Origin of the sequence: Sphingobium sp. TKS, assembly GCF_001563265.1 — a bacterium.
Lineage (GTDB): Bacteria > Pseudomonadota > Alphaproteobacteria > Sphingomonadales > Sphingomonadaceae > Sphingobium.
Genome location: NZ_CP005083.1, coordinates 1268159 through 1290744, shown reverse-complemented (window position 1 = coordinate 1290744; position 22586 = coordinate 1268159). Strand labels below are relative to the sequence as shown.

The 22586-nt window shown below is 64.1% G+C and carries 25 protein-coding genes; 19 read left to right on the top strand and 6 right to left on the bottom strand.

Annotation, left to right across the window (positions count from 1 at the left end; genetic code table 11):
- Positions 1 to 98 precede the first annotated feature (98 nt).
- Positions 99 to 1859, top strand: a complete 1761-nt coding sequence (locus tag K426_RS06505; RefSeq protein ID WP_066555246.1) for a fatty acyl-AMP ligase — start codon at positions 99 to 101, stop codon at positions 1857 to 1859.
- A gap of 149 nt (positions 1860 to 2008) precedes the next feature.
- Positions 2009 to 4297, top strand: a complete 2289-nt coding sequence (locus K426_RS06500) for a putative bifunctional diguanylate cyclase/phosphodiesterase (RefSeq protein WP_066555244.1) — start codon at positions 2009 to 2011, stop codon at positions 4295 to 4297.
- 457 nt (positions 4298 to 4754) lie between these two features.
- Here the strand turns inward: K426_RS06500 and sdhA are convergent, their stop codons facing one another.
- The 3 genes from sdhA to sdhC are packed head-to-tail and all read right to left on the bottom strand — an operon-like array spanning position 4755 to position 7278.
- Positions 4755 to 6557, bottom strand: a complete 1803-nt coding sequence (sdhA, locus tag K426_RS06495; protein WP_066555241.1) for a succinate dehydrogenase flavoprotein subunit — start codon at positions 6555 to 6557, stop codon at positions 4755 to 4757.
- Entirely contained in the window at positions 6557 to 6946 is a 390-nt protein-coding gene (sdhD, locus tag K426_RS06490; RefSeq protein ID WP_066555238.1) for a succinate dehydrogenase, hydrophobic membrane anchor protein, read from the bottom strand. The genes sdhA and sdhD overlap by 1 nt, the downstream gene beginning before the upstream one ends.
- Positions 6946 to 7278: a succinate dehydrogenase, cytochrome b556 subunit gene (gene sdhC, locus K426_RS06485; protein ID WP_409592389.1), complete on the bottom strand. Its 333-nt coding sequence runs from the start codon at positions 7276 to 7278 to the stop codon at positions 6946 to 6948. The genes sdhD and sdhC overlap by 1 nt, the downstream gene beginning before the upstream one ends.
- A 348-nt stretch (positions 7279 to 7626) precedes the next feature.
- Between sdhC and K426_RS06480 the strand changes: the two genes are divergently transcribed.
- The 10 genes from K426_RS06480 (at position 7627) to K426_RS06435 (ending at position 15734) form a co-directional block, all read left to right on the top strand.
- Positions 7627 to 8958, top strand: coding sequence for a methyl-accepting chemotaxis protein (locus K426_RS06480; protein ID WP_176392446.1), 1332 nt, complete (start codon positions 7627 to 7629; stop codon positions 8956 to 8958).
- A gap of 126 nt (positions 8959 to 9084) precedes the next feature.
- Positions 9085 to 10101 (top strand): 50S ribosomal protein L11 methyltransferase, encoded by a 1017-nt coding sequence (locus K426_RS06475; protein WP_066555235.1) that lies wholly within the window; start codon positions 9085 to 9087, stop codon positions 10099 to 10101.
- A gap of 137 nt (positions 10102 to 10238) precedes the next feature.
- Positions 10239 to 10958, top strand: coding sequence for a dienelactone hydrolase family protein (locus K426_RS06470; RefSeq protein ID WP_066555232.1), 720 nt, complete (start codon positions 10239 to 10241; stop codon positions 10956 to 10958).
- A gap of 90 nt (positions 10959 to 11048) precedes the next feature.
- A complete protein-coding gene (locus tag K426_RS06465; RefSeq protein WP_066555230.1) occupies positions 11049 to 11720 on the top strand; it encodes a queuosine precursor transporter in 672 nt (223 codons plus the stop codon).
- 25 nt (positions 11721 to 11745) lie between these two features.
- Entirely contained in the window at positions 11746 to 12663 is a 918-nt protein-coding gene (gene argB / locus K426_RS06460; protein WP_066555223.1) for an acetylglutamate kinase, read from the top strand.
- A 279-nt stretch (positions 12664 to 12942) separates the two neighbouring features.
- The gene (locus K426_RS06455) at positions 12943 to 13233 is read left to right on the top strand and encodes a YggT family protein (RefSeq protein ID WP_007688568.1); all 291 of its coding nucleotides are present in this window, start codon (positions 12943 to 12945) and stop codon (positions 13231 to 13233) included.
- Positions 13230 to 13559, top strand: coding sequence for a DUF167 family protein (locus K426_RS06450; RefSeq protein WP_066555221.1), 330 nt, complete (start codon positions 13230 to 13232; stop codon positions 13557 to 13559). Before K426_RS06455 ends, K426_RS06450 begins: the two co-directional genes overlap by 4 nt.
- Positions 13556 to 14449 (top strand): bifunctional methylenetetrahydrofolate dehydrogenase/methenyltetrahydrofolate cyclohydrolase FolD, encoded by an 894-nt coding sequence (gene folD / locus K426_RS06445; protein WP_066555220.1) that lies wholly within the window; start codon positions 13556 to 13558, stop codon positions 14447 to 14449. Before K426_RS06450 ends, folD begins: the two co-directional genes overlap by 4 nt.
- On the top strand, positions 14446 to 15120 hold the full coding sequence (locus tag K426_RS06440) for a hypothetical protein (protein ID WP_066555219.1): 675 nt from the start codon (positions 14446 to 14448) through the stop codon (positions 15118 to 15120). Before folD ends, K426_RS06440 begins: the two co-directional genes overlap by 4 nt.
- Entirely contained in the window at positions 15117 to 15734 is a 618-nt protein-coding gene (locus K426_RS06435; protein WP_066555217.1) for a MarC family protein, read from the top strand. The genes K426_RS06440 and K426_RS06435 overlap by 4 nt, the downstream gene beginning before the upstream one ends.
- A gap of 41 nt (positions 15735 to 15775) precedes the next feature.
- Here K426_RS06435 and K426_RS06430 read toward each other — a convergent pair whose 3' ends face one another.
- Positions 15776 to 16906 (bottom strand): M14 family metallopeptidase, encoded by a 1131-nt coding sequence (locus K426_RS06430; protein WP_066555213.1) that lies wholly within the window; start codon positions 16904 to 16906, stop codon positions 15776 to 15778.
- Positions 16903 to 17502 (bottom strand): DUF4136 domain-containing protein, encoded by a 600-nt coding sequence (locus tag K426_RS06425; RefSeq protein WP_066561445.1) that lies wholly within the window; start codon positions 17500 to 17502, stop codon positions 16903 to 16905. The genes K426_RS06430 and K426_RS06425 overlap by 4 nt, the downstream gene beginning before the upstream one ends.
- A gap of 198 nt (positions 17503 to 17700) precedes the next feature.
- Here K426_RS06425 and ykgO point away from each other — a divergent pair, with 198 nt between their 5' ends.
- Both ykgO and K426_RS06415 read left to right on the top strand, forming a co-directional pair.
- Complete coding sequence (gene ykgO / locus K426_RS06420) at positions 17701 to 17826, top strand: type B 50S ribosomal protein L36 (protein ID WP_004210176.1); 126 nt, start codon at positions 17701 to 17703, stop codon at positions 17824 to 17826.
- An 8-nt stretch (positions 17827 to 17834) separates the two neighbouring features.
- Positions 17835 to 18467 carry an HAD family hydrolase gene (locus K426_RS06415; protein WP_066555210.1) on the top strand — a complete coding sequence of 211 codons (633 nt, stop codon included), beginning with the start codon at positions 17835 to 17837 and terminating at the stop codon, positions 18465 to 18467.
- 78 nt (positions 18468 to 18545) lie between these two features.
- On the opposite strand, the gene pyk is transcribed toward K426_RS06415, so the two are convergent.
- Positions 18546 to 20003, bottom strand: coding sequence for a pyruvate kinase (gene pyk, locus K426_RS06410; protein ID WP_082748457.1), 1458 nt, complete (start codon positions 20001 to 20003; stop codon positions 18546 to 18548).
- A gap of 104 nt (positions 20004 to 20107) precedes the next feature.
- Here pyk and K426_RS06405 point away from each other — a divergent pair, with 104 nt between their 5' ends.
- The 5 genes from K426_RS06405 to ruvC all read left to right on the top strand — a co-directional run bounded on the left by K426_RS06405 (position 20108) and on the right by ruvC (position 22538).
- Positions 20108 to 20407 (top strand): DUF1244 domain-containing protein, encoded by a 300-nt coding sequence (locus tag K426_RS06405; RefSeq protein WP_066555205.1) that lies wholly within the window; start codon positions 20108 to 20110, stop codon positions 20405 to 20407.
- A 39-nt stretch (positions 20408 to 20446) separates the two neighbouring features.
- Complete coding sequence (locus tag K426_RS06400; RefSeq protein WP_066555202.1) at positions 20447 to 20689, top strand: DUF2312 domain-containing protein; 243 nt, start codon at positions 20447 to 20449, stop codon at positions 20687 to 20689.
- A 26-nt stretch (positions 20690 to 20715) separates the two neighbouring features.
- Positions 20716 to 21051 carry a heavy metal-binding domain-containing protein gene (locus K426_RS06395; protein WP_197672766.1) on the top strand — a complete coding sequence of 112 codons (336 nt, stop codon included), beginning with the start codon at positions 20716 to 20718 and terminating at the stop codon, positions 21049 to 21051.
- 67 nt (positions 21052 to 21118) lie between these two features.
- Positions 21119 to 21862 carry a YebC/PmpR family DNA-binding transcriptional regulator gene (locus K426_RS06390; protein WP_066555199.1) on the top strand — a complete coding sequence of 248 codons (744 nt, stop codon included), beginning with the start codon at positions 21119 to 21121 and terminating at the stop codon, positions 21860 to 21862.
- Between the two features lie 184 nt (positions 21863 to 22046).
- Positions 22047 to 22538, top strand: a complete 492-nt coding sequence (gene ruvC / locus K426_RS06385; RefSeq protein ID WP_066555197.1) for a crossover junction endodeoxyribonuclease RuvC — start codon at positions 22047 to 22049, stop codon at positions 22536 to 22538.
- Positions 22539 to 22586 lie beyond the last annotated feature (48 nt).

Sequence of the window (22586 nt, the reverse complement as noted above, 5' to 3'; positions counted from 1 at the left end):
TTTACCGCCCCTTTGGGAGTAGAAGCCCAGACTGGAATGCAACTATCCGGTGCAAAGTCACGCGAAAGCTGTTAGCGGCGCGCCGGAATATGACAAACATGACATTGGGTGACACCAATATGACGGGTTCGCAAAGCATGATGGCACCTACGCCGACCACCGACGATCTGCCCCGCCGTTTTTCGGACTTCGAGACGCTGGGCGAAGCGCTGGACTATGCTGCGGCCGGACGGCGTGGCCTGAACTTCCACGATGCGCGGGGGAATCTGGCGCGGCCCTATCCGTTCAGCGAACTGCGCGCGGACGCGCTTCGCTGCGCCCACCGGCTGATCGCCCATGGGGTGAAGCCGGAAGATCGCGTGGCGCTGGTGGCGGAAACGGGTGCGGATTTCGCCCAGCTTTTCTTCGGCATCGTCTATGCTGGCGGATGGCCGGTTCCGTTGCCGCTGCCGACCAGCTTCGGCGGCAAGGAAAGCTATATCGACCAGCTCAATGTCCAACTGTCGAGCTGCGATCCGATGCTGTTCCTCTTTCCCAAGGAACTGGAGGAGATGGCGGGCGAGTCCGGCCGCCAGATGAATGTCGAGAGCATCGCTTTCGAGGATTTCATCGCCCGTGACGCCGTGCCCTGCGCCCTGCCGCAGGCGCAGCCGCAAGAAATCGCCTATCTGCAATATTCCAGCGGTTCGACCCGCTTCCCCCATGGCGTGGCGGTGACGCATCATGCGCTGCTCAGCAACCTCGCCGCGCACAGCCATGGCATGCAGGTGCAGGACAGCGACCGCTGCATCAGTTGGCTGCCCTGGTATCATGACATGGGCCTGGTCGGCTGCTTCCTGTCGGTCGTCGCCAATCAGGTGTCGACTGATTATATGAAGACAGAGGATTTTGCCCGCCGTCCGCTGGCATGGCTGGACCTCATCAGCCGCAATGAAGGCACGTCGATCAGCTATTCACCGACCTTCGGCTATGACATCTGCGCGCGCCGCATGTCGAGCCAGACCAAGGCGCAGGATCGTTTCGACCTGTCGCGCTGGCGGCTGGCCGGCAATGGCGCGGACATGATCCGCCCCGACGTGATGCAGAGCTTCGTCGATGCCTTTGGCGATGCGGGCTTCAGCCCCAAGGCGTTCCTGCCGAGCTATGGCCTGGCCGAAGCGACGCTGGCCGTCACCATCATGCCGCCGGGCGAGGGCATCATCGTCGAGCTGGTCGAGGAGACCGACCTGTCGGGCGGCGACGCGACCGAAGGGCGCCCGCAGCGCTTCCGCTCCATCGTCAATTGCGGCAAGCCCGCGCGCGACATGATCGTGGAAATCCGCGACGAGGATGGCGCCAAGCTGAACGAGCGCCAGATCGGCAAGGTGTGGACCACCGGGCCGAGCCTGATGGTCGGCTATTTCCGCGATCAGGAGGCGACCGACGCCTGCATGCTCGACGGTTGGCTCGACACCGGCGACATGGGCTATTTGAGCGACGGCTATCTCTACATCGTCGGCCGCGCCAAGGACATGATCATCATCAACGGCAAGAATCACTGGCCGCAGGATATCGAATGGGCGGTGGAGCAGCTTCCCGGTTTCAAGCAGGGAGACATCGCCGCCTTCGCCATCACCACGCCGGGCGGCGAGGAAGCGCCCGCCGTGCTGGTGCATTGCCGCACCTCCGACAATGACGAGCGCACGCGGCTGCGCGACCAGATCCGCGAGCGGGTGCGGGCGATCACCGGCATGAACTGCGTGGTCGAACTGGTGCCGCCGCGCACCTTGCCCCGCACCAGCTCGGGCAAGCTCAGCCGGTCGAAGGCGCGCAACCTCTATCTGACCGGCGAAATCCGGCCCTACGACATCGCCGCCTGATCCCCTTCGCACGGCGCCTGCCGGGCGCTGCGCTTTTTTCGCCCCAGCGTTACGGATTGATAACCGCTTGCTGTTAAACCGGCAGGGTGAAAAGCGGGCAAAGGCCATCCTCTGAACAGGCTCGTCAGGAGCGGATATCGCTTCGGGCGATGATGGGCCTTATCGCCGTTCCGGGCGATGCGGCGGAACGGGTGCTGGCCGCGCAATTGCGTTCGGCCGATCATGTCGCGCTGCTGCGGCAGGCGATGAATGTCTTCGGCCTCGTGTTTCTGTGGCAGGTTTTCGGGCATCATGGTTCGGCCCCCCGCCTGATGCTGTGGAGCGTCGCGCTGGTTCTTTCCATGGGCGTCGGCGCCTTTCTGGGACGCAAGCGGACCGCCGGCGGGGTGAGCGCGACCGATCTCAGGGTTCACGGCTTTACCGGCCTGCTCCATGGGCTGGTCTGGGCGGCGTGCATGATGTCGCTGTCCTCGGGTCATGGCGCGGGCCAGTTGGTGGCGCACTGGACGCTGATCAGTTGCGTCATGGTCTGCGGCGCGATCAGCTATGCCCCGACCCCGCTGGCCGCGACCGGCTTCCTGCTGCCCTGCATCGTCGGACTGTTCGCCATGTTCGGCGGACGGGATCAGGCGCCGCTGCTGGCGCTCGCCACCAGCTATGCGCTGTCGCTGCTGGTCGGCTGTTTCCTTTATGCGCGGACCTTCGCCCGCCAGCACAGCGCCAGCGTGCAACTGGAGGAAAAGAGCGAGGTCGTCAGCCTGCTGCTGCGCGAATATGAACATGGCGCGTCGGACTGGCTGTGGCAGACCGATGCTGCGCGGCGGTTGAACGGCGTGTCGCCGCGCCTTGCCGAAATGCTGGGCCGCACGCCGGCCGAGGCGGAGGGCGTGCTGCTGGTGCAGTTGCTGGCGGGCAGCTCTTGGGAAAGCGGCCTGTTTCCGACCGAATTGCACGCCCTTGCCGATCATCTGAAGCGGCGGGAGAGTTTCAGCAACATCGTCCTGCCGGTCGAACTGGCGGGCGTGGTGTGCTGGTGGGAGCTGTCGGCGTCCCCGCGCTATGATGAGGGAGGGACGTTCCTGGGTTTCCGGGGCGTCGGATCGGATATTACCGAGCAGCGGGAATCGGCCGAGCGGATCGCGCAACTTGCGCGTTTCGATCCGCTGACGGGCCTGCCCAACCGCACGCATCTGCGCGATGTGCTGGACAAGGCGATGGCGGGCGGCGCGGGGCGCGGCCCGGGCTGCGCCTTCCTGATGATCGACCTCGACCGGTTCAAGGCGGTGAACGACACGCTGGGCCATCAGATCGGGGACAAGCTGCTGACCCAGGTGGCGCGGCGGTTGCGGCATATCTGTTCCGGCGCGGAATTTTGCGGGCGAATCGGCGGCGACGAATTTGCCGTCGTCGTCCCGCAGGCGGGGGAACATCACGGTATCGAGAAGCTGGCGATCAAGATCATCAGCGGCCTTTCCGCCCCCTATCAGGTGGACGAACATACGCTCTATGTCGGCGCGTCAGTCGGTTCGGCGGTGTCGCCACAGGACGGCAGCGAATCCGAAGCGCTGATCCGCAGCGCGGACCTGGCCCTCTATCGCGCGAAGAGCGATGGCGGCGGCATGCATTGCGCCTATGAGCCGCAACTGCACGCTCAGGCGGAGGAACGGCGCCTGTTGGAACTGGCGCTGCGCGACGCGCTGGAGAAGAACCAGTTGCACGTCCTGTTCCAGCCGGTGGTGGAAGCGCAGGAGGGTGGAATCGTCGGGTTCGAGGCGCTGGTGCGCTGGACCCATCCGGAAATGGGGCCGATTTCACCGGTCAAGTTCATACCCGTCGCGGAAGAAGCACGGTTGATCGGGCCGATTGGCGAATGGGTGCTGCGGACCGCCTGCAAGGAAGCTGCGCGCTGGCCTGAAACCGCGCGGATCGCCGTCAATGTCTCGGCGGAGCAACTGACGCATCCGAGCTTCGTGGGCGCGGTGGTGTCGGCGCTGGCGCAAAGCGGGCTGGATGCACGGCGGCTGGAACTGGAAGTGACCGAGAGCGTGTTCGTCAATGCCGATACGGGGGCGCTCAAGATCCTCGATCAGTTACGGGGGCTGGGGGTTCGGCTGTCGCTCGACGATTTCGGGACGGGCTATTCCTCCCTCGGCTATTTGAGCCGTACGCGCTTCGACACGATCAAGATCGACCGCAGCTTCGTGGTGGGTGCGTCGAACAACAAGGCGGAGAGCCTGGCGATCATCCGGGCCGTGGTGACGCTGGCCGACAGCCTGGGCATGGCGACCACGGCCGAAGGCGTCGAAACCGAGGCGGAACTGGCGATGGTCCGCGGCCTTGGCTGCCGCAAGGTGCAGGGCTTCTATTTCGGGCGGCCCATGCCGGCGTCGGACGCGGCAGCGCTCTTCCCGACAGATCAGTTGCGCGCCCGGGCTTAGATTTCATACCGTTGGAATGTGGGCGTGTGAGCTAAGGGTGAGACTTTGGCTTAGGGACGTGATGGGTGGAAGGCGGACGCTTCCTGTTTTGTCATTCCCGCGAAGGCGGGAATCCATCTCCCAGCGTTGCATCAAGCGGTTAGGTCAGGAGATGGATCCCCGCCTTCGCGGGGATGACGAACTTCGAAAATGTCCGCTAGTGGTCGTTCCCAGACCCCTCTTCCCTCTTTGAAACGTCCGACATATCGCGTCACCCCGCATACGCGCGCGCAGGCACGCGCGCGTACACTGTGAACTTCGGCGTGAAATGGTCGGTTCCGGACATGACGTTGAACCACCCCCGCTACCACAAACTCCGCCTGTGGCTCGGCAAGCGGAAGACGATCCCGCCTCCGTTCCAAAGAAAAAGGGCGGAACCTTGCGGCCCGCCCTCTTCTTGTCTTGCTGGCAGCGCGTCTCAGTAAACGCGGGCCTTGGGCTTGATATATTCCGCTTCGTCCGTGAGCGTGTAATCGTGCACCGGACGGTAATCGAGCGTCACCTTGCCGCCCTTGCCGCCCCAGCCCTCGAACCAGCTTACGGTGTGCTTCATCCATTCGCCGTCGTCGCGGTTGGGAAAGTCCTCATGCGCATGAGCACCGCGCGATTCCTTGCGGTTTTCCGCGCTCACCATAGTGCAGACTGCCTGGGACATGAGGTTGTCCAGTTCCAGCGTCTCGATCAGGTCGGTGTTCCAGATCAGCGAGCGATCGGACACGCCGACATCCTGCATGCTCTGATTGACCTCAGCCATCTTGGTGACGCCTTCGGCCAACAGCGCGCTGTCGCGGAACACGGCGGCATGCCTCTGCATGGTATGCTGCATTTCGAGACGGATCTTCGCCGTTGGCGAGCCGCCCTTGGCGTTGCGATAATGATCCAAACGCGACAGCGCCAGATCGGCGGCGTCGCTCGGCAAAGGACGATGCGAACCGTTCGGCTTGATCGTTTCCTTGAGGTGCAGACCCGTAGCACGACCGAACACGACAAGGTCGATCAGCGAATTGGAACCCAGGCGGTTGGCGCCGTGGACCGACACGCAGGCCGCTTCGCCGACCGCGTAGAGGCCCGGGACCACGACTTCCGGATCGTCGCCGACCTTGGTCACCACCTGCCCATGATAGTTACAGGGGATGCCGCCCATATTGTAGTGGACGGTCGGCGTCACGGGAAGCGGCTGGCGGGTCAGGTCGACGCCCGCGAAAATCTTGCCGCTTTCGGTGATGCCCGGCAGACGCTCCGCCAGCACCTTGGGATCGATATGATCGAGGTGCAGGAAGATGTGATCCTTGTTCGGACCCACGCCGCGCCCTTCGCGCATTTCCATCGCCATCGAGCGCGACACGACGTCACGCGACGCCAAGTCTTTCGCCGATGGAGCATAACGCTCCATGAAGCGTTCACCCTCGGAGTTGGTGAGGTATCCGCCCTCGCCGCGCGCGCCCTCGGTAATCAGCACGCCCGCGCCGTAAATGCCGGTCGGGTGGAACTGCACGAACTCCAGATCCTGAAGCGGCAGCCCCGCGCGCAGCACCATGCCGCCGCCGTCGCCGGTGCAGCTATGCGCCGAGGTGGCGGAAAAGTAAGCACGGCCATAGCCACCGGTCGCCAGCACGACCGCCTTGCTGCGGAAGCGGTGGATCGAGCCATCTTCCATGCAGATGGCGATCACGCCCCGGCACTCGCCATTTTCCATGATGAGGTCGATGGCGAAATATTCGATGTAGAAATCGGCGTCATATTTCAGGCTCTGCTGATACAGAGCATGCAGCATGGCGTGGCCGGTACGGTCGGCGGCGGCGCAGGTGCGCTGCACCGGCGGGCCAGCGCCCATATTCTGCATGTGGCCGCCGAAGGGACGCTGGTAGATCGTCCCATTCTCGTTGCGGCTGAACGGCACGCCGGCATGTTCCAGCTCGATCACGGCCGCCGGCGCTTCGCGCACCATATATTCGATCGCGTCCTGATCGCCCAGCCAGTCCGACCCCTTGACGGTGTCGTACATGTGCCAGGTCCAGTGGTCGGGCGAATTGTTGCCCAGCGAAGCCGCGATGCCGCCCTGCGCCGCAACGGTGTGCGAGCGGGTGGGGAACAGCTTGGTGATGCAGGCGGTCTTCAGGCCCGCCTCGGCGCTGCCCATGGTGGCGCGCAGGCCGGAGCCGCCAGCACCGACGACGACCGTGTCGTAGGTGTGGTCGATGATCTTGTAGGCTTCGCTCATTATTTGACGATCCCCGTGAAGGCGATCTTGGCGATCGCGAAGACGCCCGCGGCCGCGCCGCCAAAGGCATAGAAGTTCAGCACCAGCATGGAGAAGAAGGCCAGACCCTTGTCATGGACATAGTCCTCCAGCATCACCTGCATGCCGAGGCGCAGGTGCATGAAGATGCTGACGATCATCAGCATCAGCGGCACGGCGACCAGCGGATGGGCGATCCAGCCAGTGACGCTCTGATAATCGAGGCCCGGCAGGGCGATCAGGCTGAACAGCAGCCACAGCACCAGCAGCAGGTTGCCGATGGCGGTATAACGCTGCGCCAGCCAGTGATGCGCGCCGTGCCTGGCCGAGCCAAGACCCCGAACGCGGCCGATTCCGGTTCCGGTACCCATCAGAATTTCCCCGTGCAGATGGCGGCCCAGAAGGCCAGGGTGGCGAGCGTCGACAGGACAAAGGTCAGCAGCGACCACATCTTGTTGTTCTTCAGCTCATAGCCCGCGCCCATGTCGAGCACGAAGTGGCGCAGCCCCGAAAAGAGATGCTGGAAGAAGAACCAGCTCAGCCCCGCCATCACCAGATAGCCGATAGGCGAAGTCGCGCATTTCACGAAGGTCGCATAGGCTTCCGGCCCTGAAGCGGCGGCCATCAGCCACCAGACCAGACCCAATGCCCCCGCCGTCGCCAGACCGTTGCCGGTCACGCGGTGCATGATGGAGACGGCCATGGCTGGCCCCCATTTCCAGATCGTCAAATGCGGCGAGAGCGGCCGGCTCGTGGTTCGCGCCATATCTTCCCTACGTCCCTGATGTTTGTCCCTCGAGTCCCGTCCCCTTAGGAGCGAACCGCCAAGAGGGCAAGCCGCCCTGACCCAGCGACCAGTCGATCGCGATCCGGGCCACTCCGCATTCCGATGATCACAAGCCGGAAATACGGCTTTTTCGTCGCCCAAAGCGCACGTAATCGCCGTTGAACAAGCCTTTGGCGCCGAATGTCGGTCGGCCCTAAGAAGTGATTAACCAAATGGCGCTATCTCCCGACGCTACAACGAGACTAATTTGGGGTTCTGCCGCACATGACTTCAGCCGCCACGCCCAAAAGCACCATCCTTGCGATGATGAGGGAGGTCGATCCGCATGGAGAACTGGCGCAGGGATTGCGCCAGGTTCGCGATCTGGTGGGCGAAAACGTGACGGTGGCGGCGCGCACCTTCTACGACAGCTATGTCGAGCAGACGAACCTCAAAGCAAAGCTCAGCCCGGCCACGCTCGCCAAGATAGAGACGGAGGCGCATGAATATGTGCGCCAGAAGCTTGGCTATTATGAAGCGGGCGAATGGGCGATTTCCTCGATTGCCTGCGTCCGTCACGCCCGCAAGCAAGGCGCTCCTTTGCGCGCGGTGCTGATGCCCGTGGCCGCCGCCAATGAAAAGCTGATCGACCTTATCTGGCAGCGTACGGAGGAGGAAGCGGAACGCCGCCGGCTGGTCCATATCATGATGCAGGTCAGCATGGTCGATGCCGGGCTGATGGCGAACGTCATCGCCGGCGACGAAGCCGAAGCCCAGCGCAACGAGCGCCAGCGTTTCGGCACGATGTTCGAACAGCGGATCGTGGGGGAGATAGACGGCGCCTCGCAACTGGGCGAATCGCTGCGCGAACAGGCGAAGGATGCCTCCGCCGCCACGCGCGGCATGCTGGGCAAGGCGTCGGAAGTCGCCGCCGCCGCCGAACAATCCGCCCTGGCCATGCGCGAAGCCGCCCGCACCTCGGCGGGGTTGATCCGCGCCATCGAGGATGCCCGGACCGAGGTTGAGAGCGCCGCCGACGTCGCCCAGCGCGCCGCCCGCCAGTCGGGCGATGCCGTCGCCATGTCCACGACCCTGTCCGACCATGCGAAATCGATCGAATCGATCCTGGGCCTGATCCGCGACATTGCGGGCCAGACCAATTTGCTCGCGCTCAACGCCACGATCGAGGCGGCCCGGGCTGGCGATGCCGGGCGCGGCTTCGCGGTGGTCGCGCAGGAGGTAAAGAGCCTCGCCAACCAGACCGCCCGCGCCACGGACGAGATCGCGGGCAAGATCGCTGACATCCAGGCCTCGACCCGTCAGTCGGTCGAAACCAACGAACGCATCCGCAACACGGTGGGCGAGGTTCAGGCCAGCGCCGAACGCATTCGCCACGCCATGGACGCGCAGGCCCAGACGGTCACGATGATCACCGCGGCGGTGGACGAAACCGCGCTGGCCGCCGACTCCATGTCCTCGACCATCAGCGCGATCCGCCAGGATACCGAAGTGGTCGCGTCGGAAATCGACCAGCTCGAACGCGGCTTCATGAGCGTGGAAGGCAAGCTCTCCAGCCTGCGCGCCGCCTCTTCCGACTTTGGCCGCCAAGTGGCCTGACGGCCGGTTGGGGCCAATAGGGGACGTTGATAATATGGTCATCCCGGCGAAAGCTGGGATGACGGAAATGATGTCCGCCATCTACTCCGCTTCCCCTCTTTCCTCCAAAGGTCTAAAGGCGGCGGCATGAACGATGTTGCCACCCCTTCCGCGCCCAGCGAAGCCAAGGCGCAAAGCTGGAAAGTCACCTTCCCCTGCACCCGCGCCGAGGCTGAGGCGCTGGACGGCGACATCGCCGCCTTCGCCCTGATGGATCGCCCGCCCGTGCTGATGACCAGCGAGGCGGAACCGGACAATGAAGACAAATGGCGCCTCGACGCCTATTTCGAAGGCCAGCCCAGCCCCGCCGCGATCAAGCTGCTCCGATCCCTGGTCCCCAGCGCCGCCGGCACCAAGCCACAGGTCGAACAGCTCCCCGACGAAGATTGGGTGACGTTGAGCCAGCAGGGTCTGGAACCCGTCACCGCAGGCCGCTTCCACGTCCGCAACCTTCCCGGCGACCCGGAAGCGTCAGGCCATGTCAATTTCCTGATCGAGGCAAGCCGCGCCTTCGGCACCGGCCAGCATGAAACCACGGCGGGTTGCCTGATCATGCTCGACCGGATGCGCCGCGTCGGCATGCGGTTCGGCAATGTCGCGGACGTCGGCACCGGCACCGGCCTGCTTGCCTTCGCCGCGCTGCACCTTTGGCCACGGGCTTATGCCACGGCATCGGACATCGATCCGGTCGCCGTAGAGATCAGCGCGGCAAACGCCGCCGCCAACGGCATCGCGACCGGGAGGGGCCAGGGACAGCTTGCTCTTTATACGGCGGCGGGGGTGGATCACCCGGCCATCGCCACGCGCGCGCCCTATGACCTGCTGATCGCCAATATCCTGGCCGGCCCGCTGATCGAACTCGCCCCATCGCTCTGCGCGCTGGTGGAGGAAGGCGGCACTATCATCCTGGCAGGCTTGCTCAAGGAACAGGCCGATGCAGTTCTGGCCGCCTATCGGGCCCAGGGCATGCGCTTGGCCGAACGCACCGACAGGGGCGACTGGCCGACGCTGCGCCTGCGCAAACGCCCCCGGATCGGCTGGAAACGCCCGACCCGCATCGACAGCAACGCCCGTGGCGAAGCACCGGGATTTGGTAGCCTTTGACATTTAGGAGGGGTGGATAGCGGCCATTCTTTTCCGTCATCAATATCCACCTGTGGCCGAAACCCTCCCCCCTTGCCGATCCTTCACGACATCCTAATGTCGCATCCTGCCCCATCCCCAAAACAAGGAACCACCCCATGACCATCACCCGCCGCGTCACCGTGCATGAAGGTCCCGGCGGCCAGTTCGAGAGCATGGTGGTGTTCGATGACAGCGCGAGCGCCCCGCGCCCCGGCATCCTGCTCTTCCCCAATGTCCTGGGCACCAAGGAAGCCGATTTCGCCTATGCCGAAAAGGTCGCGGCGCTGGGATATACTGTCCTCGTCACGGATGTCTTCGGCCAGGGCAAGCGCACCACCCGCGCCGATCCCGACATGGGCCGCTACATGGCCGAACTGAACGCCGACCGCACCCTGCTGCGTGATCGCGTCAACGCCGCCCATGCCCTGCTGAAATCCCTCGACGAAGCCGACGAAACCCGCACCGCCGCGATCGGCTTCTGCTTTGGCGGCAAATGCGTGCTGGACCTCGCCCGCTCCGGCGCGGACATAGCGGGCGGCGTCAGCTTCCACGGCGTCTATGAAGCGCCCCCCTTCCCGAACGCGAAGATCACTTCCAGGCTGCTGATCTGCCACGGCTGGGACGACCCGATCGCGCCACCGGAAGCCACCGTCGCTCTGGCGAAAGAACTGACCGAAGCGGGCTGCGACTGGCAGATTCACGCCTATGGGCACACCGGCCACGCCTTTACGGACCATGACGCAAACATGCCGGAAAGGAGCCTGGCCTATCAACCGGACGCCGACCACCGCAGCTTTCGCTCGATGGCCGATTTCCTGGGCGATCTCTTTGGATGAACCGGTAGCTAAGGGTAAGGGAACGGAATAGCCAAAACCGGTTAGCTCCTATCCCTTCCCACTCCGATGAAATGCCGGTAAGTGCCTGCAATGGCTTCCCCTCCCACGCCGATTGCGCGTTCGCTCTTCGTCTTTTCGATCTTCTATGGCGGCATGGTCTGCATTGCGGGCGTGCTGGGGAACAAGCAGGTCACGCTGGGGCCGCTTTCCGCCATAGGGCCGTGGTTCGGTCTGGGACCACTGGCGGTGGAGGCGGGAATCTTCGCTTTCCTGCTGTTGGTGACGATCTCCAGCGCCGTCGCGGAACTGCATGGCCGGGCGGTCGCAAACCGGCTGGTGCAGGTGGGGTTCCTGCCGCTGATCGCTTCCATATTGCTCTCGATCGTCGTGCTGTCCGTCCCGGCGGCGGGCGACATGGACCCGGCCCGGCGCGACGCCTTTGCGCTGATGATGGGCGGCACACCGCGCATCTGGCTGGGCGGGATCATCGCTTATGGCATTTCGCAAACTCTGAATGTCACGCTCTTCGCGGCGCTCAAGGGGCGGAAGGACAGCCGCCTGCTCTGGCTGCGCGCGGCGGTGGCGAGCATCCTCTCCCAGATCGCGGACACGCTTCTCTTCGTTTCCATCGCCTTTTACGGCGTCTTTCCGATCGGGGAACTGCTGCTGGGGCAGATGCTGGCGAAGGTTGCTCTATCGGCCATTTTGGTGCCTCCGGTCATCTATGCGCTGGTCGCTTTGGGACGGCGATTGGATCGCTAACTTGCGATAGCGCGCCATTGGCCCTATGCGCCCGCGCATGAACAGCAAGCACGCCCCCGATCCGGCGCTCCTCGCCAAGGCCGAAACCCTCGTCGAGGCACTGCCCTATATGCAGCGATATGCGGGCAAGACCTTCGTCGTCAAATATGGCGGCCATGCCATGGGCGATCCCGAGGCGGCGCGCGATTTTGCCGAAGACGTCGTGTTGATGAAGGCGGTCGGCATCAATGTCGTCGTCGTTCATGGCGGCGGGCCGCAGATCGGCGCGATGCTCAAGAAGCTGGGCGTGGAATCGCAGTTCGTCGGCGGGCTGCGCGTCACTGACAAGGAAACCGCGCAGATTGCCGAAATGGTGCTGGCCGGTTCCATCAACAAGGAAATCGTCGGCTGGATTGCCGGCGCCGGCGGCCGGGCGGTTGGCATTTCGGGCAAGGATGGCGGCCTGGTCCTCTGCGAAAAGGTGTTGGGCAAGCGCGAAGCGGACCCTAATTCGGGCATAGAGCGCAATGTCGACCTGGGTTTCGTCGGCGATCCGGTGAAGGTCGACCGCAGCATCCTCGACACGCTGTCGCGGGACGGCATCATCCCCGTCGTCGCGCCGGTGGGCATCGGCGCTGATGGGCATACTTACAACGTCAATGCCGACACCATGGCGGGCGCGATCGCGGCGGAACTGGGCGCGTCGCGCTTCTTCCTGCTGACCGATGTGGCGGGGGTGCTGGACAAGCAGGGGCAGTTGCTGACCGATCTCGATCCCAAGGCGATCGAGGGGCTGGAGGCCGACGGCACGATCAGCGGCGGCATGATCCCGAAGCTGGAAACCTGCGTGCGCGCGGTTGAGGGCGGGGTGGACGCCGCCGTCATCCTGGACGGGCGGGTGCCGCATGCGATGCTGCTGGAAATCTTCACCGATCGCGGTGCGGGGACTTTAGTGCGCCGGTAATCGGCTTTTTGATCAGCACCGCCGGATCAGCCCAATGATAGCGCTGCTCCGGCTGGGTTCGGCCATCGGGGCCAAGCTTTTGCGTATTCTCGACCACCAGTCCGGGGCGTCATCCAGGGTGGCGTCGCGAAAGTCCATGGCATGGCGGTATAATGGCGGCTTGGTGAAATCCATGCTCTTGGCCGAACAAGCCCTGCATTTGGTGGAATAATCCGGTTCGGCGCTTGTGGCGCGGGCATCCCGTCGGCTAGAGCGAATTCCCATCAATTCGGAGATCGCATGGCCTACGCCCTCTATCAGATCATCGTCATCCTGCTCGATGTGCTGTGGTGGATCATCATCATTCAGGCCATTATGAGTTGGCTGATCGCCTTCAATGTCGTCAATCTTTCCAATGACTTCGTGCGCACGGTGATGGTCGCGCTGGATCGGATGACGGCGCCGATCTACAATCCGATCCGCCGGGTGCTGCCCGATCTGGGCGCGCTCGACCTGTCCCCGATGGTCGTGCTGCTGGGCATTCTCATCATCCGCCAGGCCATATTGCCGCCGCTTTTCGGGTTGGTGTGACGGTCTGGAGCCAGAACGGCGGCGATCTCGTCCTTTCCATCCGGTTGACGCCGGGGGCAACGAAGGAGGAGATCGGCGGCGTCTGGACGGATGAAAAGGGTGCGCAGTGGCTGGGTGCCCGCGTTCGCGCCGTGCCGGAAAAGGGCAAGGCCAATGCGGCGCTGATCGCTCTGCTGGCGAAGCGGCTGGATTGGCCGCGCAGCGCGATTTCGCTGGAATCGGGTGACACCAACCGGCTAAAGCGGCTGCGGATCAAGGGGGGCGGTGAGCTGTTGTCGTTCGCAAGACTTTCCGCCATCATCAAGGAACAGGTTGAAGCATCATGACCATCGGCAAGATCATCGACGGCAAGGCGTTCGCAGAGACGCTCCGCGGCAAGGTCGCGGACGGGGTGGCGGCCTTTATCGCGAAAACCGGGAGAAAACCGGGACTGGCGGTGGTGCTGGTGGGCGAGGACCCGGCGAGTTCGGTCTATGTCCGCAACAAGGGCAAGATGACCGTCGCCGTCGGCATGGAGAGCATGGAGTTCAAGCTCCCCGCCTCCATCGGTGAGGAAGAGTTGCTCGATCTGGTCGAGGAACTGAATGCGGACGAGCGGGTGGACGGCATTCTGGTCCAGTTGCCGCTGCCTGCCCATATCAACGAAGCCTCGGTGATCGGGACGGTCAATCCGGCCAAGGATGTGGACGGCTTCCATGTCGTCAATTCGGGTCGGCTGGCGACGGGGCAGGAGGCGCTGGTGCCCTGCACGCCGCTGGGCTGCATCATGCTGCTGAAGGATGAACTGGGCGATCTGTCGGGTCTGGAAGCAGTGGTCGTGGGGCGCTCGAACATCGTGGGCAAGCCGATGGCGCAATTGCTGCTGGCGGAAAATTGCACCGTCACCATCGCGCACAGCCGGACCCGCGATCTCGCCTCGGTCGTGCATCGCGCCGACATCGTGGTGGCGGCGGTGGGCCGGGCCGAGATGGTCAAGGGCGAGTGGATCAAGCCCGGCGCGACCGTGATCGACGTCGGCATCAACCGCGTCACCGATACGGAGGACGGCAAAAGCCGGATCGTCGGCGACGTCGCCACTGCCGAGGCGCTTGCCCATGTCCGCGCCATCACCCCGGTTCCCGGCGGCGTCGGGCCGATGACCATCGCGGTGCTGCTGCGCAATACGCTGGTGGCGGCGCATGCGCGGGCAGGTCTGGCGAAGCCGGAGGGGGTGTGAAGGCGCGCTGTGCGTTTCTTGCCCTAACCTTTTTGGCCTTGACGGGCGCGCGCCCGCCGATGCGCTATCAGCCTGATCCCAGCTCCGTCTTTGCCGCCGAACTCGCCTTCAACCGGCTGGCGCAGCAGAAGGGGCAATGGACCGCCTTCCGCGAGACGGCGGCGGACGAGGCGGTGATGTTCACGCCGCAACGGGTACTGGCGAAGCAGTGGCTCAAGGGCCGCGCCGATCCGCCTGCCTCGGTAAGCTGGACAGCTTCGACCATCATCGTGTCCTGCGACGGCAATCTGGCCGCCAGCACCGGCAACTGGAAAAGGCCGGACGGGTCGGTCGGCTATTTCACCACCATCTGGCGGCGCGACAAGAAAGGCGAATGGAAGTGGATCATGGACCATGGCGACACGCTCGCCATTGCCCGTGAAGCGCCGGAATTCCTGACTGGCAAGGTCGCTACCTGCAAGCGGAGCCGCGACGGGGAGGGTTCCCGGCCCGTCGGCCCGCCGCCAGGCGGCAAGCCGGACAAGGGCGAGACGCCGCCGATGTCCGGCGACGACAGCCTGACCTGGAGCGCCGACGTCGCGACGGACGGCAGCCGCCGCGTGACCGTGCGCATGTGGAACGGCGCGGATTATGAAACCGTGATCGACGACAAGGTGGCGGCGGGCGGATGACGGAGCTGTTCATCTCCGCCTTCGTCACGCTGTTCGTGGTGATCGATCCACCGGGCTGCGCGCCGATCTATGCCAGCCTCACCACCGGCGCGACCATGGCTCAGCGGCGCGGCATGGCGATTCGCGCCGTAGGCATCGCGGCGGCGATCCTCCTGCTGTTCGCGCTCTGGGGCAAGCAGTTGCTCGGCGTGCTGGGGATCGAGCTGGACAGCTTCCGCATTGCGGGCGGGATCATGCTGTTCATTATCGCCATGGACATGGTGTTTGAAAAGCGCACCCAGCGGCGTGAGGACCGGGCGCAGAAGATCGCGGAAACGCCGGAAGTCGAAGATGTGTCGGTCTTTCCCATGGCGATGCCGATGATCGCCGGGCCGGGATCGATCGCCACGGTCATGCTGCTGATGTCGCGCGCTGAGGGGATCAGCGAACGGCTGGTCGTGATCGGCGCGGTGGTCGTGACGTTGATGCTGATGCTGGGATCGCTGCTGGCGGCCGGGCCGATCATGGCGCTGCTGGGCGCCAAGATCGAGGCGGTGATCACCCGGCTGCTCGGCGTATTGCTGGCGGCGCTGGCCGCGCAGTTCGTGATCGACGGGCTGAAGGCAAGTTTTTAGGGGAAGTTTGCCTCTTTCCGTCCTGGAAAAATCCTGTCGGGTCAGATCTCTCCGATCATCTCCACCAGCACACCCAGACAATCCTTGGCGAGCTGGATCGACCGCGCCGGCGACCAGCCGAAGTCCGCATCGGGCAGGTCGTCATTATCCTTGAACGGCATTTCCAGCGTCATCGCCACCGCGCCGAAGCGCTCGGCCAACTGGTTGGTGGACATGGACAGGTTCGCCTTGCCCTCCGGCGCGGAAGGATAGCCCTTCTTCGTCTGAAAATCAGGCGTCCGGGCAGCGAGCGTATCGCGGTAACGGCGATATAGGGTCAACTGTCGCTCGGTGATCGAGGGAATCCCCTCGAACCCGGCCAGGAACACGGCCGCGATCGCCTCATCGCCATGCACGTCCATGGCAAAGTCCACCCCGACCTCGTCCATCGCCCCCCGCACGAGGAAAACCTCGGGACTCTTCTCCATTGATGGCTCATGCCATTCGCGGTTGAGGTTGATCCCCGCCGCATTGGTCCGCAAATGCCCGCGACGGCTGCCATCGGGATTCATGTTCGGCACGATGTAGAAGGTCGCCTTTTTCCGCAGCAGCCGCGCCACGGCATCCTCCTCATCACAGAGCCGCTCCAGCGCGCCTTCCATCCACCATTCGGCCATGCTCTCGCCCGGATGCTGCCGGGCATAGAGCCAGACCTTCTTCGGCCCCTCGCCCACCACCAGCAGGTCGAGCGGCTGCTTGTCGAGCGTCAGCCCCAGTTCCCGATGCTCCACCCCCGGCTGGGACGCAGCCCAGGCGACCAGATCATGGTGCCGCTCCATCGAATAGGGCGCGAAATAGGCGAGCCAGACCGCATTGACATCCGGCGACAGGCGAATCGTCAGCGTCCCATCGGCATAGCTGGTGTCCACCAGCAGCCAGTTCTCCCGATCCTCGCTGAGCCGCGCCTTGTAGCCGGGCCAGCCATCGGGATAGGCCGACGCGCCGCAATTGGTGATCGCCAGCTCGACTTCCCGCCCGGCCACGCCAGCCACGCGGAAGTGGAACCATTGGTAGAAGTCGCTCTGCCGGTCCTTGACGATCTCCAGCTCGGCGCGAACGCCTGCCGGGCTATCATCAAGGGAAATAACGCGAATATTGCCGCTGTCGAAAGCGCTGGTGATGGAGATGCTCATTTGACGGTTATAGTCCGGCCCGATTCTCCCGGATAGCCCCCGATAAGCGCCGCCGCGAGCTTCTGCGCCGCCAGACCGGGTTGAGAGGCGGGCGTTCCTTCACGCGCCTCGGTCTGCGCGCGGCCTTCCCAGATGGTGGTCGAATCGGCCCGGCGGCGGATCTGCACCTGCAATTCCGTGATCACCTGCCCCTTGGGCTTGCCCGACAGATTGATGCCGATGCCCAGGCCAAGCCCCGAATAGCCGCCGCTGCCCACGGCCCCACCCACGCCGACGCTCACCGGCTTGCCATTGGCGCCATAGCTGCTGGGTTCGCGGAAGATTCGGCGGAAGCCCACCAGCGCGACATAGTCGCTCTTCGCCCCTTCCCTGGCGGGGGTGAAGCCCACCCGCTGCAATTCCTGGTCCACGGCGGCGGCATAGGTGCGGAATTCAAGGCCGACATCGGGATTGCCCGCCATTTCCTCAATGGCGACCGTCCCGCTGCGCGCCGGATTGTCGATATGGAATCGCGTCACCTCCACCGCCGGAATGGCCGTGGCGCAGGCGCTCAGGGAAAGGGCCAACAGGGAAGGAAAGGCGATCTTTTTCAACATGGCTTGAACTCCGAAGGATATCATCCTCTACACGACACCGCGCCGCCAATCCCCTAAAAGCGTTGAAGCCATGGCTTTGCTGCATGGGGGATGAACGGCGGCGAATTGCGGTAGTTACCCTTGACTTTCGGCTGCCTCGCCCATAGGGGCTGCGCTTCGATTTTTCGATCACGCAAGATTCATTCAAAGGCTGGTTCCATGAAGATCCGCAATTCGCTCAAGTCGCTCAAGGGCCGTCACCGGGATAACCGCGTGATCCGCCGTCGCGGCCGCACCTATGTCATCAACAAGACCAACCGCCGCTTCAAGGCCCGCCAGGGCTGATTAGCGGGGTGGGGATAGCCGCCGTCATCTTCGACGTCGGCAATGTCCTCTACCATTGGAACCCCAGGGTTCTATATGAGCGCCTGATCGACGACGATCAGGCGCTCGACGCGTTTCTCAACGATGTGGTGACGCTGGACTGGCATTTGCAGCATGATCGGGGCCGCCCTTTCGCGGAAACCAGCGCCGAACTGATCGCCCGTCATCCAGAGCGCGCCGACCTGATTCGCCTCTGGGGCGAGCAGTTCATCGACAGCGTGGGGCCAGCGATCGCGGGCATGCAGGAAATCGTCCGTGAACTGGACGACTGCGGCATCCCGCTCTTCGGGATCACCAATTTCAGCGATGAATTCTGGCCGCCCTTCCATGCCCGCGAAGCCGCACTATTTGCGCCCTTCCGCGACATCGTCGTCTCTGGCGTGGAAAAGGTGGTGAAGCCCGATCCCGCCATCTACCGGCTAGCGCTTGAGCGATTCGGCCTGCACGCGGCACAAGCGCTGTTCATCGACGACCGGGAAGAAAATGTGATAGCGGCGGAGGCAGAGGGAATGCGCGGGCACCTGTTTCGCGATGCAGCCACATTGCGGGACGAACTCGCCGCGCTGGGCCTGATCGACGCCCCATTCAGCGCGCAAGGATAGCCAACCACCACCCGTCATGCTGAACTTGTTCAACATGACGGATGAAGACCGGGGCACCTCCATCCACCCCGTCCCCAATCAGCTCTCGTCCCGCCCTCTGAGCTCATCCCCCCGAATCGCCGCGACGTGCAACACATTGGTCGACCCCGGCGTCCCGAAGGGCACCCCCGCCAGCACGACGATCTTGCCGCCCTTCCCGACCATGTCATGCCGCAGCGCCATGCGCCGGGCCTTGCCGACCATTTCTTCGAACGTGCCGATATCCTTGGTCCGCACCGCATGCACGCCCCAGGTCAGCCCCAGCTTGCGCGCCGTGTCCGCCCGCGGCGTCAGCGCCAGGATCGGCGTCATCGGCCGCTCGCGCGCCACGCGGCGCACGGTGCTGCCCGAGGAGGTGAAGCAGGTGATCGCGCTTGCCCCGACCACCGACACGATGCTGCTCGCGCCCTCCGCCAGTGCGTCGGCGGTCGTCGGATCGGGCTTGGTCTCCGTATAGTGCAGGCGCCCGAAATAGCCCGGATCGCGCTCCACGCTATGGGCGATGCTGTCCATCATCGTCACCGCCTCGACCGGCCAGTCGCCCGCCGCCGTCTCCGCCGACAACATGATCGCGTCCGCCCCGTCATAGACGGCCGTCGCCACGTCCGACACTTCGGCGCGGGTCGGCGTCGGCGCCTTGATCATCGATTCGAGCATCTGCGTCGCCACCACGACAGGCCGCCCCATGCGCCGGGCCAGCGCCACGATCTGCTTCTGGAGCGGCGGCACAGCCTGGGGCGGCAGCTCCACGCCCAGATCGCCACGCGCCACCATCACGCCATCGGCCAGCTCGATGATCTCCTCCAGCCGCTGCACGGCGGAGGGCTTCTCGATCTTCGCCATCAGCGCGCCATGGCCGCCCATCAGCTTGCGCGCCTCGGCCAGATCCTCGGGCCGCTGCACGAAACTCAAGGCGATCCAGTCGCATCCCTGCTCCACCGCGAAGCTGAGGTCGCGCCGGTCCTTCTCCGTCAGCGCCGGCACCGGCACCACCACGTCCGGCACATTGACGCCCTTGCGGTTGGACAGCGTGCCGCCGACCTCGACTACCGTGTCGATGCGATCCTCCGCCACCTTCTTGACCCGCAGCACCATCTTGCCGTCGTCCAGCAGCAGCCGGGTTTCCGGCACCAGCGCGGCATAAATCTCCGGATGCGGCAGGTTCACGCGGCTGGCATCGCCCGGCGCCGGATCGCTATCGAGGACGAAGGCAGCGCCGGTTTCCAGCACCGCCAGTCCACGCTCGAAGGTGCCCACACGCAGCTTTGGTCCCTGCAGGTCGCCCAGGATCGTCGTCGGGCGGCCGAATTCCTTCTCCAGCGACCGGATCGCCGCGATGCGCGCGGCATGATCCTCATGCGCCCCGTGGCTCATATTGATGCGGAAAGCGTCTGCCCCGGCCACGAACAGCGCCCGGATCATCTCCGGGCTGTCGCTCGCGGGCCCAAGGGTCGCGAGGATGCGGACCTTGCGCGAACGGGGCGGTAATCTTGTCATTCTCAAACTCCTGACCGTCATGGTCGCCTCTGGGTTGCCAGGGCGCGGTTTTCGATTATCCGTGCTGCACGACAGGATGATGTAGATCAGCGAAAGGGTTCGCCGTGAGCGACAACATACTCAGCGACGCGGTTGCCGCAACCGCCTTCCGACGGCTGGTGGCGCATTTGCAGCACCGCACCGACGTTCAGAATATCGACCTGATGGGCGCGGCGGGTTTCTGCCGCAATTGTCTGGCCGACTGGATTGCCGAGGCCGACGGCACTCTCGGCAAGGATGAAGCGCGGGAGATCGTCCACGGCATGCCCTTTGGCGAATGGAAGGCCCGCTATCAGAGCGAAACGACGCCGGAACAGATCGCCCGCATGCAGGAGAGTGTGGCGAAGAACGCCGACAGCCATTAGGAGCGTGTCCCGACCGATTCACACTGACTGGAGATTCTCATGAGCGATGGCAATGTCGCCGCCGAACAGCTACGCCTTTTCATAGAGCGCATCGAGCGTCTGGAAGAGGAAAAGAAGGGCATCGCGGACGACATCAAGGACGTCTATCTGGAGGCCAAGGCCAATGGCTATGACGTGAAGACGATGCGGTCGATCGTGCGCCTGCGCAAGATGGAGCGCAACGCCCGGATGGAAGCCGAAGCGCTGCTGGATACATACAAAACGGCGCTTGGGCTGGAATAACCCCACAAACCAAGGAGAGCGTCCCGATGCCTGGAAATTCCGAGATCATCGTCAGCACCACCCCTTCTCTGGAGGGCCGGCCCGCGAAGGAATATCTCGGCATCGTCACCGGCGAGGTGATCGTGGGCGCCAACCTCTTTCGCGACCTGTTCGCCAGCGTGCGCGACATCGTCGGCGGGCGCTCGGGCGCCTATGAGGATGTGCTCCAGCGCGCCCGCGAACAGGCCATCAGCGAAATGCGCACTCGTGCGGCAACGCTGGGAGCCAATGCGGTGGTCGGCGTCGATCTCGATTATGAGACGGTGGGTTCAAGCGGATCGATGCTGATGGTGACGGCCTCAGGCACCGCGATCCTTGTCTGAGTTGCGCTTGCCGGGCGCGCCCGCTAGAGAGCGCGCTTCGGATCACAGACAAGTTTAGGAGCAGGCCGTGGCCGGCCATAGCAAATTCAAGAACATCATGCATCGCAAGGGCGCGCAGGATAAGAAGCGCTCCTCGATGTTCTCCAAATTGAGCCGCGAAATCACCGTGGCGGCGAAAATGGGCATGCCCGACCCGGACATGAACCCGCGCCTTCGCCTGGCGATCAACGCCGCCAAGGCGCAGTCCATGCCCAAGGACAATATCCAGCGCGCCATCGACAAGGCGATCGGCGGCGACACGGAGAATTACGAGGAAATCCGCTATGAGGGCTATGGCCCCGGCGGCGTCGCGATCATCGTGGAAGCGCTGACCGACAATCGCAATCGCACCGCGACCAATGTACGTACCGCCTTCTCCAAGAATGGCGGCAATCTGGGCGCGTCGGGCGCGGTGAGCCACGGTTTCGACCGCATGGGCCTCATCACCTATCCGGCGAGCGCGGGGGATGCCGACGCGATCTTCGAAGCTGCTCTGGAAGCGGGCGCGGAAGACGTGTCCTCGAACGAAGACGAGCATGAAATCTGGACCGCCATGGACGCGCTACATGAAGTCGCCAAGGCGCTGGAAGGCAAGCTCGGTCCGGCTGAAGGCGCCAAGCTCGCCTGGAGACCGCAGACCACCGTCGAAGTCGACGAAAGCAACGCCGCGACGCTGATGAAGCTGGTCGACACGCTGGAAGAAGATGACGACGTCCAGACCGTCTGGGGCAATTATGAGGTTTCGGACGAGGTCATGGAGAAGCTGGGTTGACGATGCGCGTCCCTCTCCCCGCGAGGGAGAGGGTTACGCAGCCTTGGCGGTTCTGCCGCCTGGGCGAAGTTGGGAGAGGCGGGAGCGCTGCATTCGATCGTTGCATCGCCCCTCTCCAAGTTTCGCTAGGCGGCAAGCTGCTAAGCGCCCCTATCCTCTCCCTTGAAGCGGCGAGGAAAAGATCATGATCATCCTTGGCCTCGACCCCGGTCTCGGCACCACCGGCTGGGGACTGATCGCCGCGGACGGCAATCGCCTCACCCATATCGCCAATGGACAGATCAAGACCGATTCGGAGATGGCGCTGGCATCGCGCCTGCTGGTGCTGGATCTGGCGCTGACGGACCTGATCCTCGAACATCAGCCCAATGGCGCCGCGGTCGAGGAAGTGTTCGTCAACGTGAATCCGCAATCCACGCTGAAATTGGGGCAGGCGCGCGGCGTCGTGCTGCTCGCAGCCTCGCGATCCGGCATGGAAGTGGGCGAATATGCCGCCCGGCTGGTCAAGAAATCAGTCGTCGGCGTCGGCAATGCTTCCAAGGAGCAAGTCCACGCCATGGTGTCCCGCCTTCTCCCCGGCGCGAAAGTCGCGGGGCCGGATGCATCGGATGCTTTGGCGGTTGCCATTACACACGCCCATCATCTGGCGAGCGCGCGTCGGATTCCGCGCAAGTAAGGCGGCGCCTTCGCAATAGGTATCAGGAAGTGGCCATTCCAAGACATT

Excerpts from the sequence above, each read along its gene's own strand:
- K426_RS06505 (WP_066555246.1), top strand. The coding sequence starts at position 99 with ATGACATTGGGTGACACCAATATGACGGGTTCGCAAAGCATGATGGCA.
- K426_RS06500 (WP_066555244.1), top strand. The coding sequence starts at position 2,009 with ATGATGGGCCTTATCGCCGTTCCGGGCGATGCGGCGGAACGGGTGCTG.
- sdhA (WP_066555241.1), bottom strand. The coding sequence starts at position 6,557 with ATGAGCGAAGCCTACAAGATCATCGACCACACCTACGACACGGTCGTC.
- sdhD (WP_066555238.1), bottom strand. The coding sequence starts at position 6,946 with ATGGGTACCGGAACCGGAATCGGCCGCGTTCGGGGTCTTGGCTCGGCC.
- sdhC (WP_409592389.1), bottom strand. The coding sequence starts at position 7,278 with ATGGCCGTCTCCATCATGCACCGCGTGACCGGCAACGGTCTGGCGACG.
- K426_RS06480 (WP_176392446.1), top strand. The coding sequence starts at position 7,627 with ATGACTTCAGCCGCCACGCCCAAAAGCACCATCCTTGCGATGATGAGG.
- K426_RS06475 (WP_066555235.1), top strand. The coding sequence starts at position 9,085 with ATGAACGATGTTGCCACCCCTTCCGCGCCCAGCGAAGCCAAGGCGCAA.
- K426_RS06470 (WP_066555232.1), top strand. The coding sequence starts at position 10,239 with ATGACCATCACCCGCCGCGTCACCGTGCATGAAGGTCCCGGCGGCCAG.
- K426_RS06465 (WP_066555230.1), top strand. The coding sequence starts at position 11,049 with ATGGCTTCCCCTCCCACGCCGATTGCGCGTTCGCTCTTCGTCTTTTCG.
- argB (WP_066555223.1), top strand. The coding sequence starts at position 11,746 with ATGCGCCCGCGCATGAACAGCAAGCACGCCCCCGATCCGGCGCTCCTC.
- K426_RS06455 (WP_007688568.1), top strand. The coding sequence starts at position 12,943 with ATGGCCTACGCCCTCTATCAGATCATCGTCATCCTGCTCGATGTGCTG.
- folD (WP_066555220.1), top strand. The coding sequence starts at position 13,556 with ATGACCATCGGCAAGATCATCGACGGCAAGGCGTTCGCAGAGACGCTC.
- K426_RS06435 (WP_066555217.1), top strand. The coding sequence starts at position 15,117 with ATGACGGAGCTGTTCATCTCCGCCTTCGTCACGCTGTTCGTGGTGATC.
- K426_RS06430 (WP_066555213.1), bottom strand. The coding sequence starts at position 16,906 with ATGAGCATCTCCATCACCAGCGCTTTCGACAGCGGCAATATTCGCGTT.
- K426_RS06425 (WP_066561445.1), bottom strand. The coding sequence starts at position 17,502 with ATGTTGAAAAAGATCGCCTTTCCTTCCCTGTTGGCCCTTTCCCTGAGC.
- ykgO (WP_004210176.1), top strand. The coding sequence starts at position 17,701 with ATGAAGATCCGCAATTCGCTCAAGTCGCTCAAGGGCCGTCACCGGGAT.
- pyk (WP_082748457.1), bottom strand. The coding sequence starts at position 20,003 with ATGACAAGATTACCGCCCCGTTCGCGCAAGGTCCGCATCCTCGCGACC.
- K426_RS06400 (WP_066555202.1), top strand. The coding sequence starts at position 20,447 with ATGAGCGATGGCAATGTCGCCGCCGAACAGCTACGCCTTTTCATAGAG.
- K426_RS06395 (WP_197672766.1), top strand. The coding sequence starts at position 20,716 with ATGCCTGGAAATTCCGAGATCATCGTCAGCACCACCCCTTCTCTGGAG.
- ruvC (WP_066555197.1), top strand. The coding sequence starts at position 22,047 with ATGATCATCCTTGGCCTCGACCCCGGTCTCGGCACCACCGGCTGGGGA.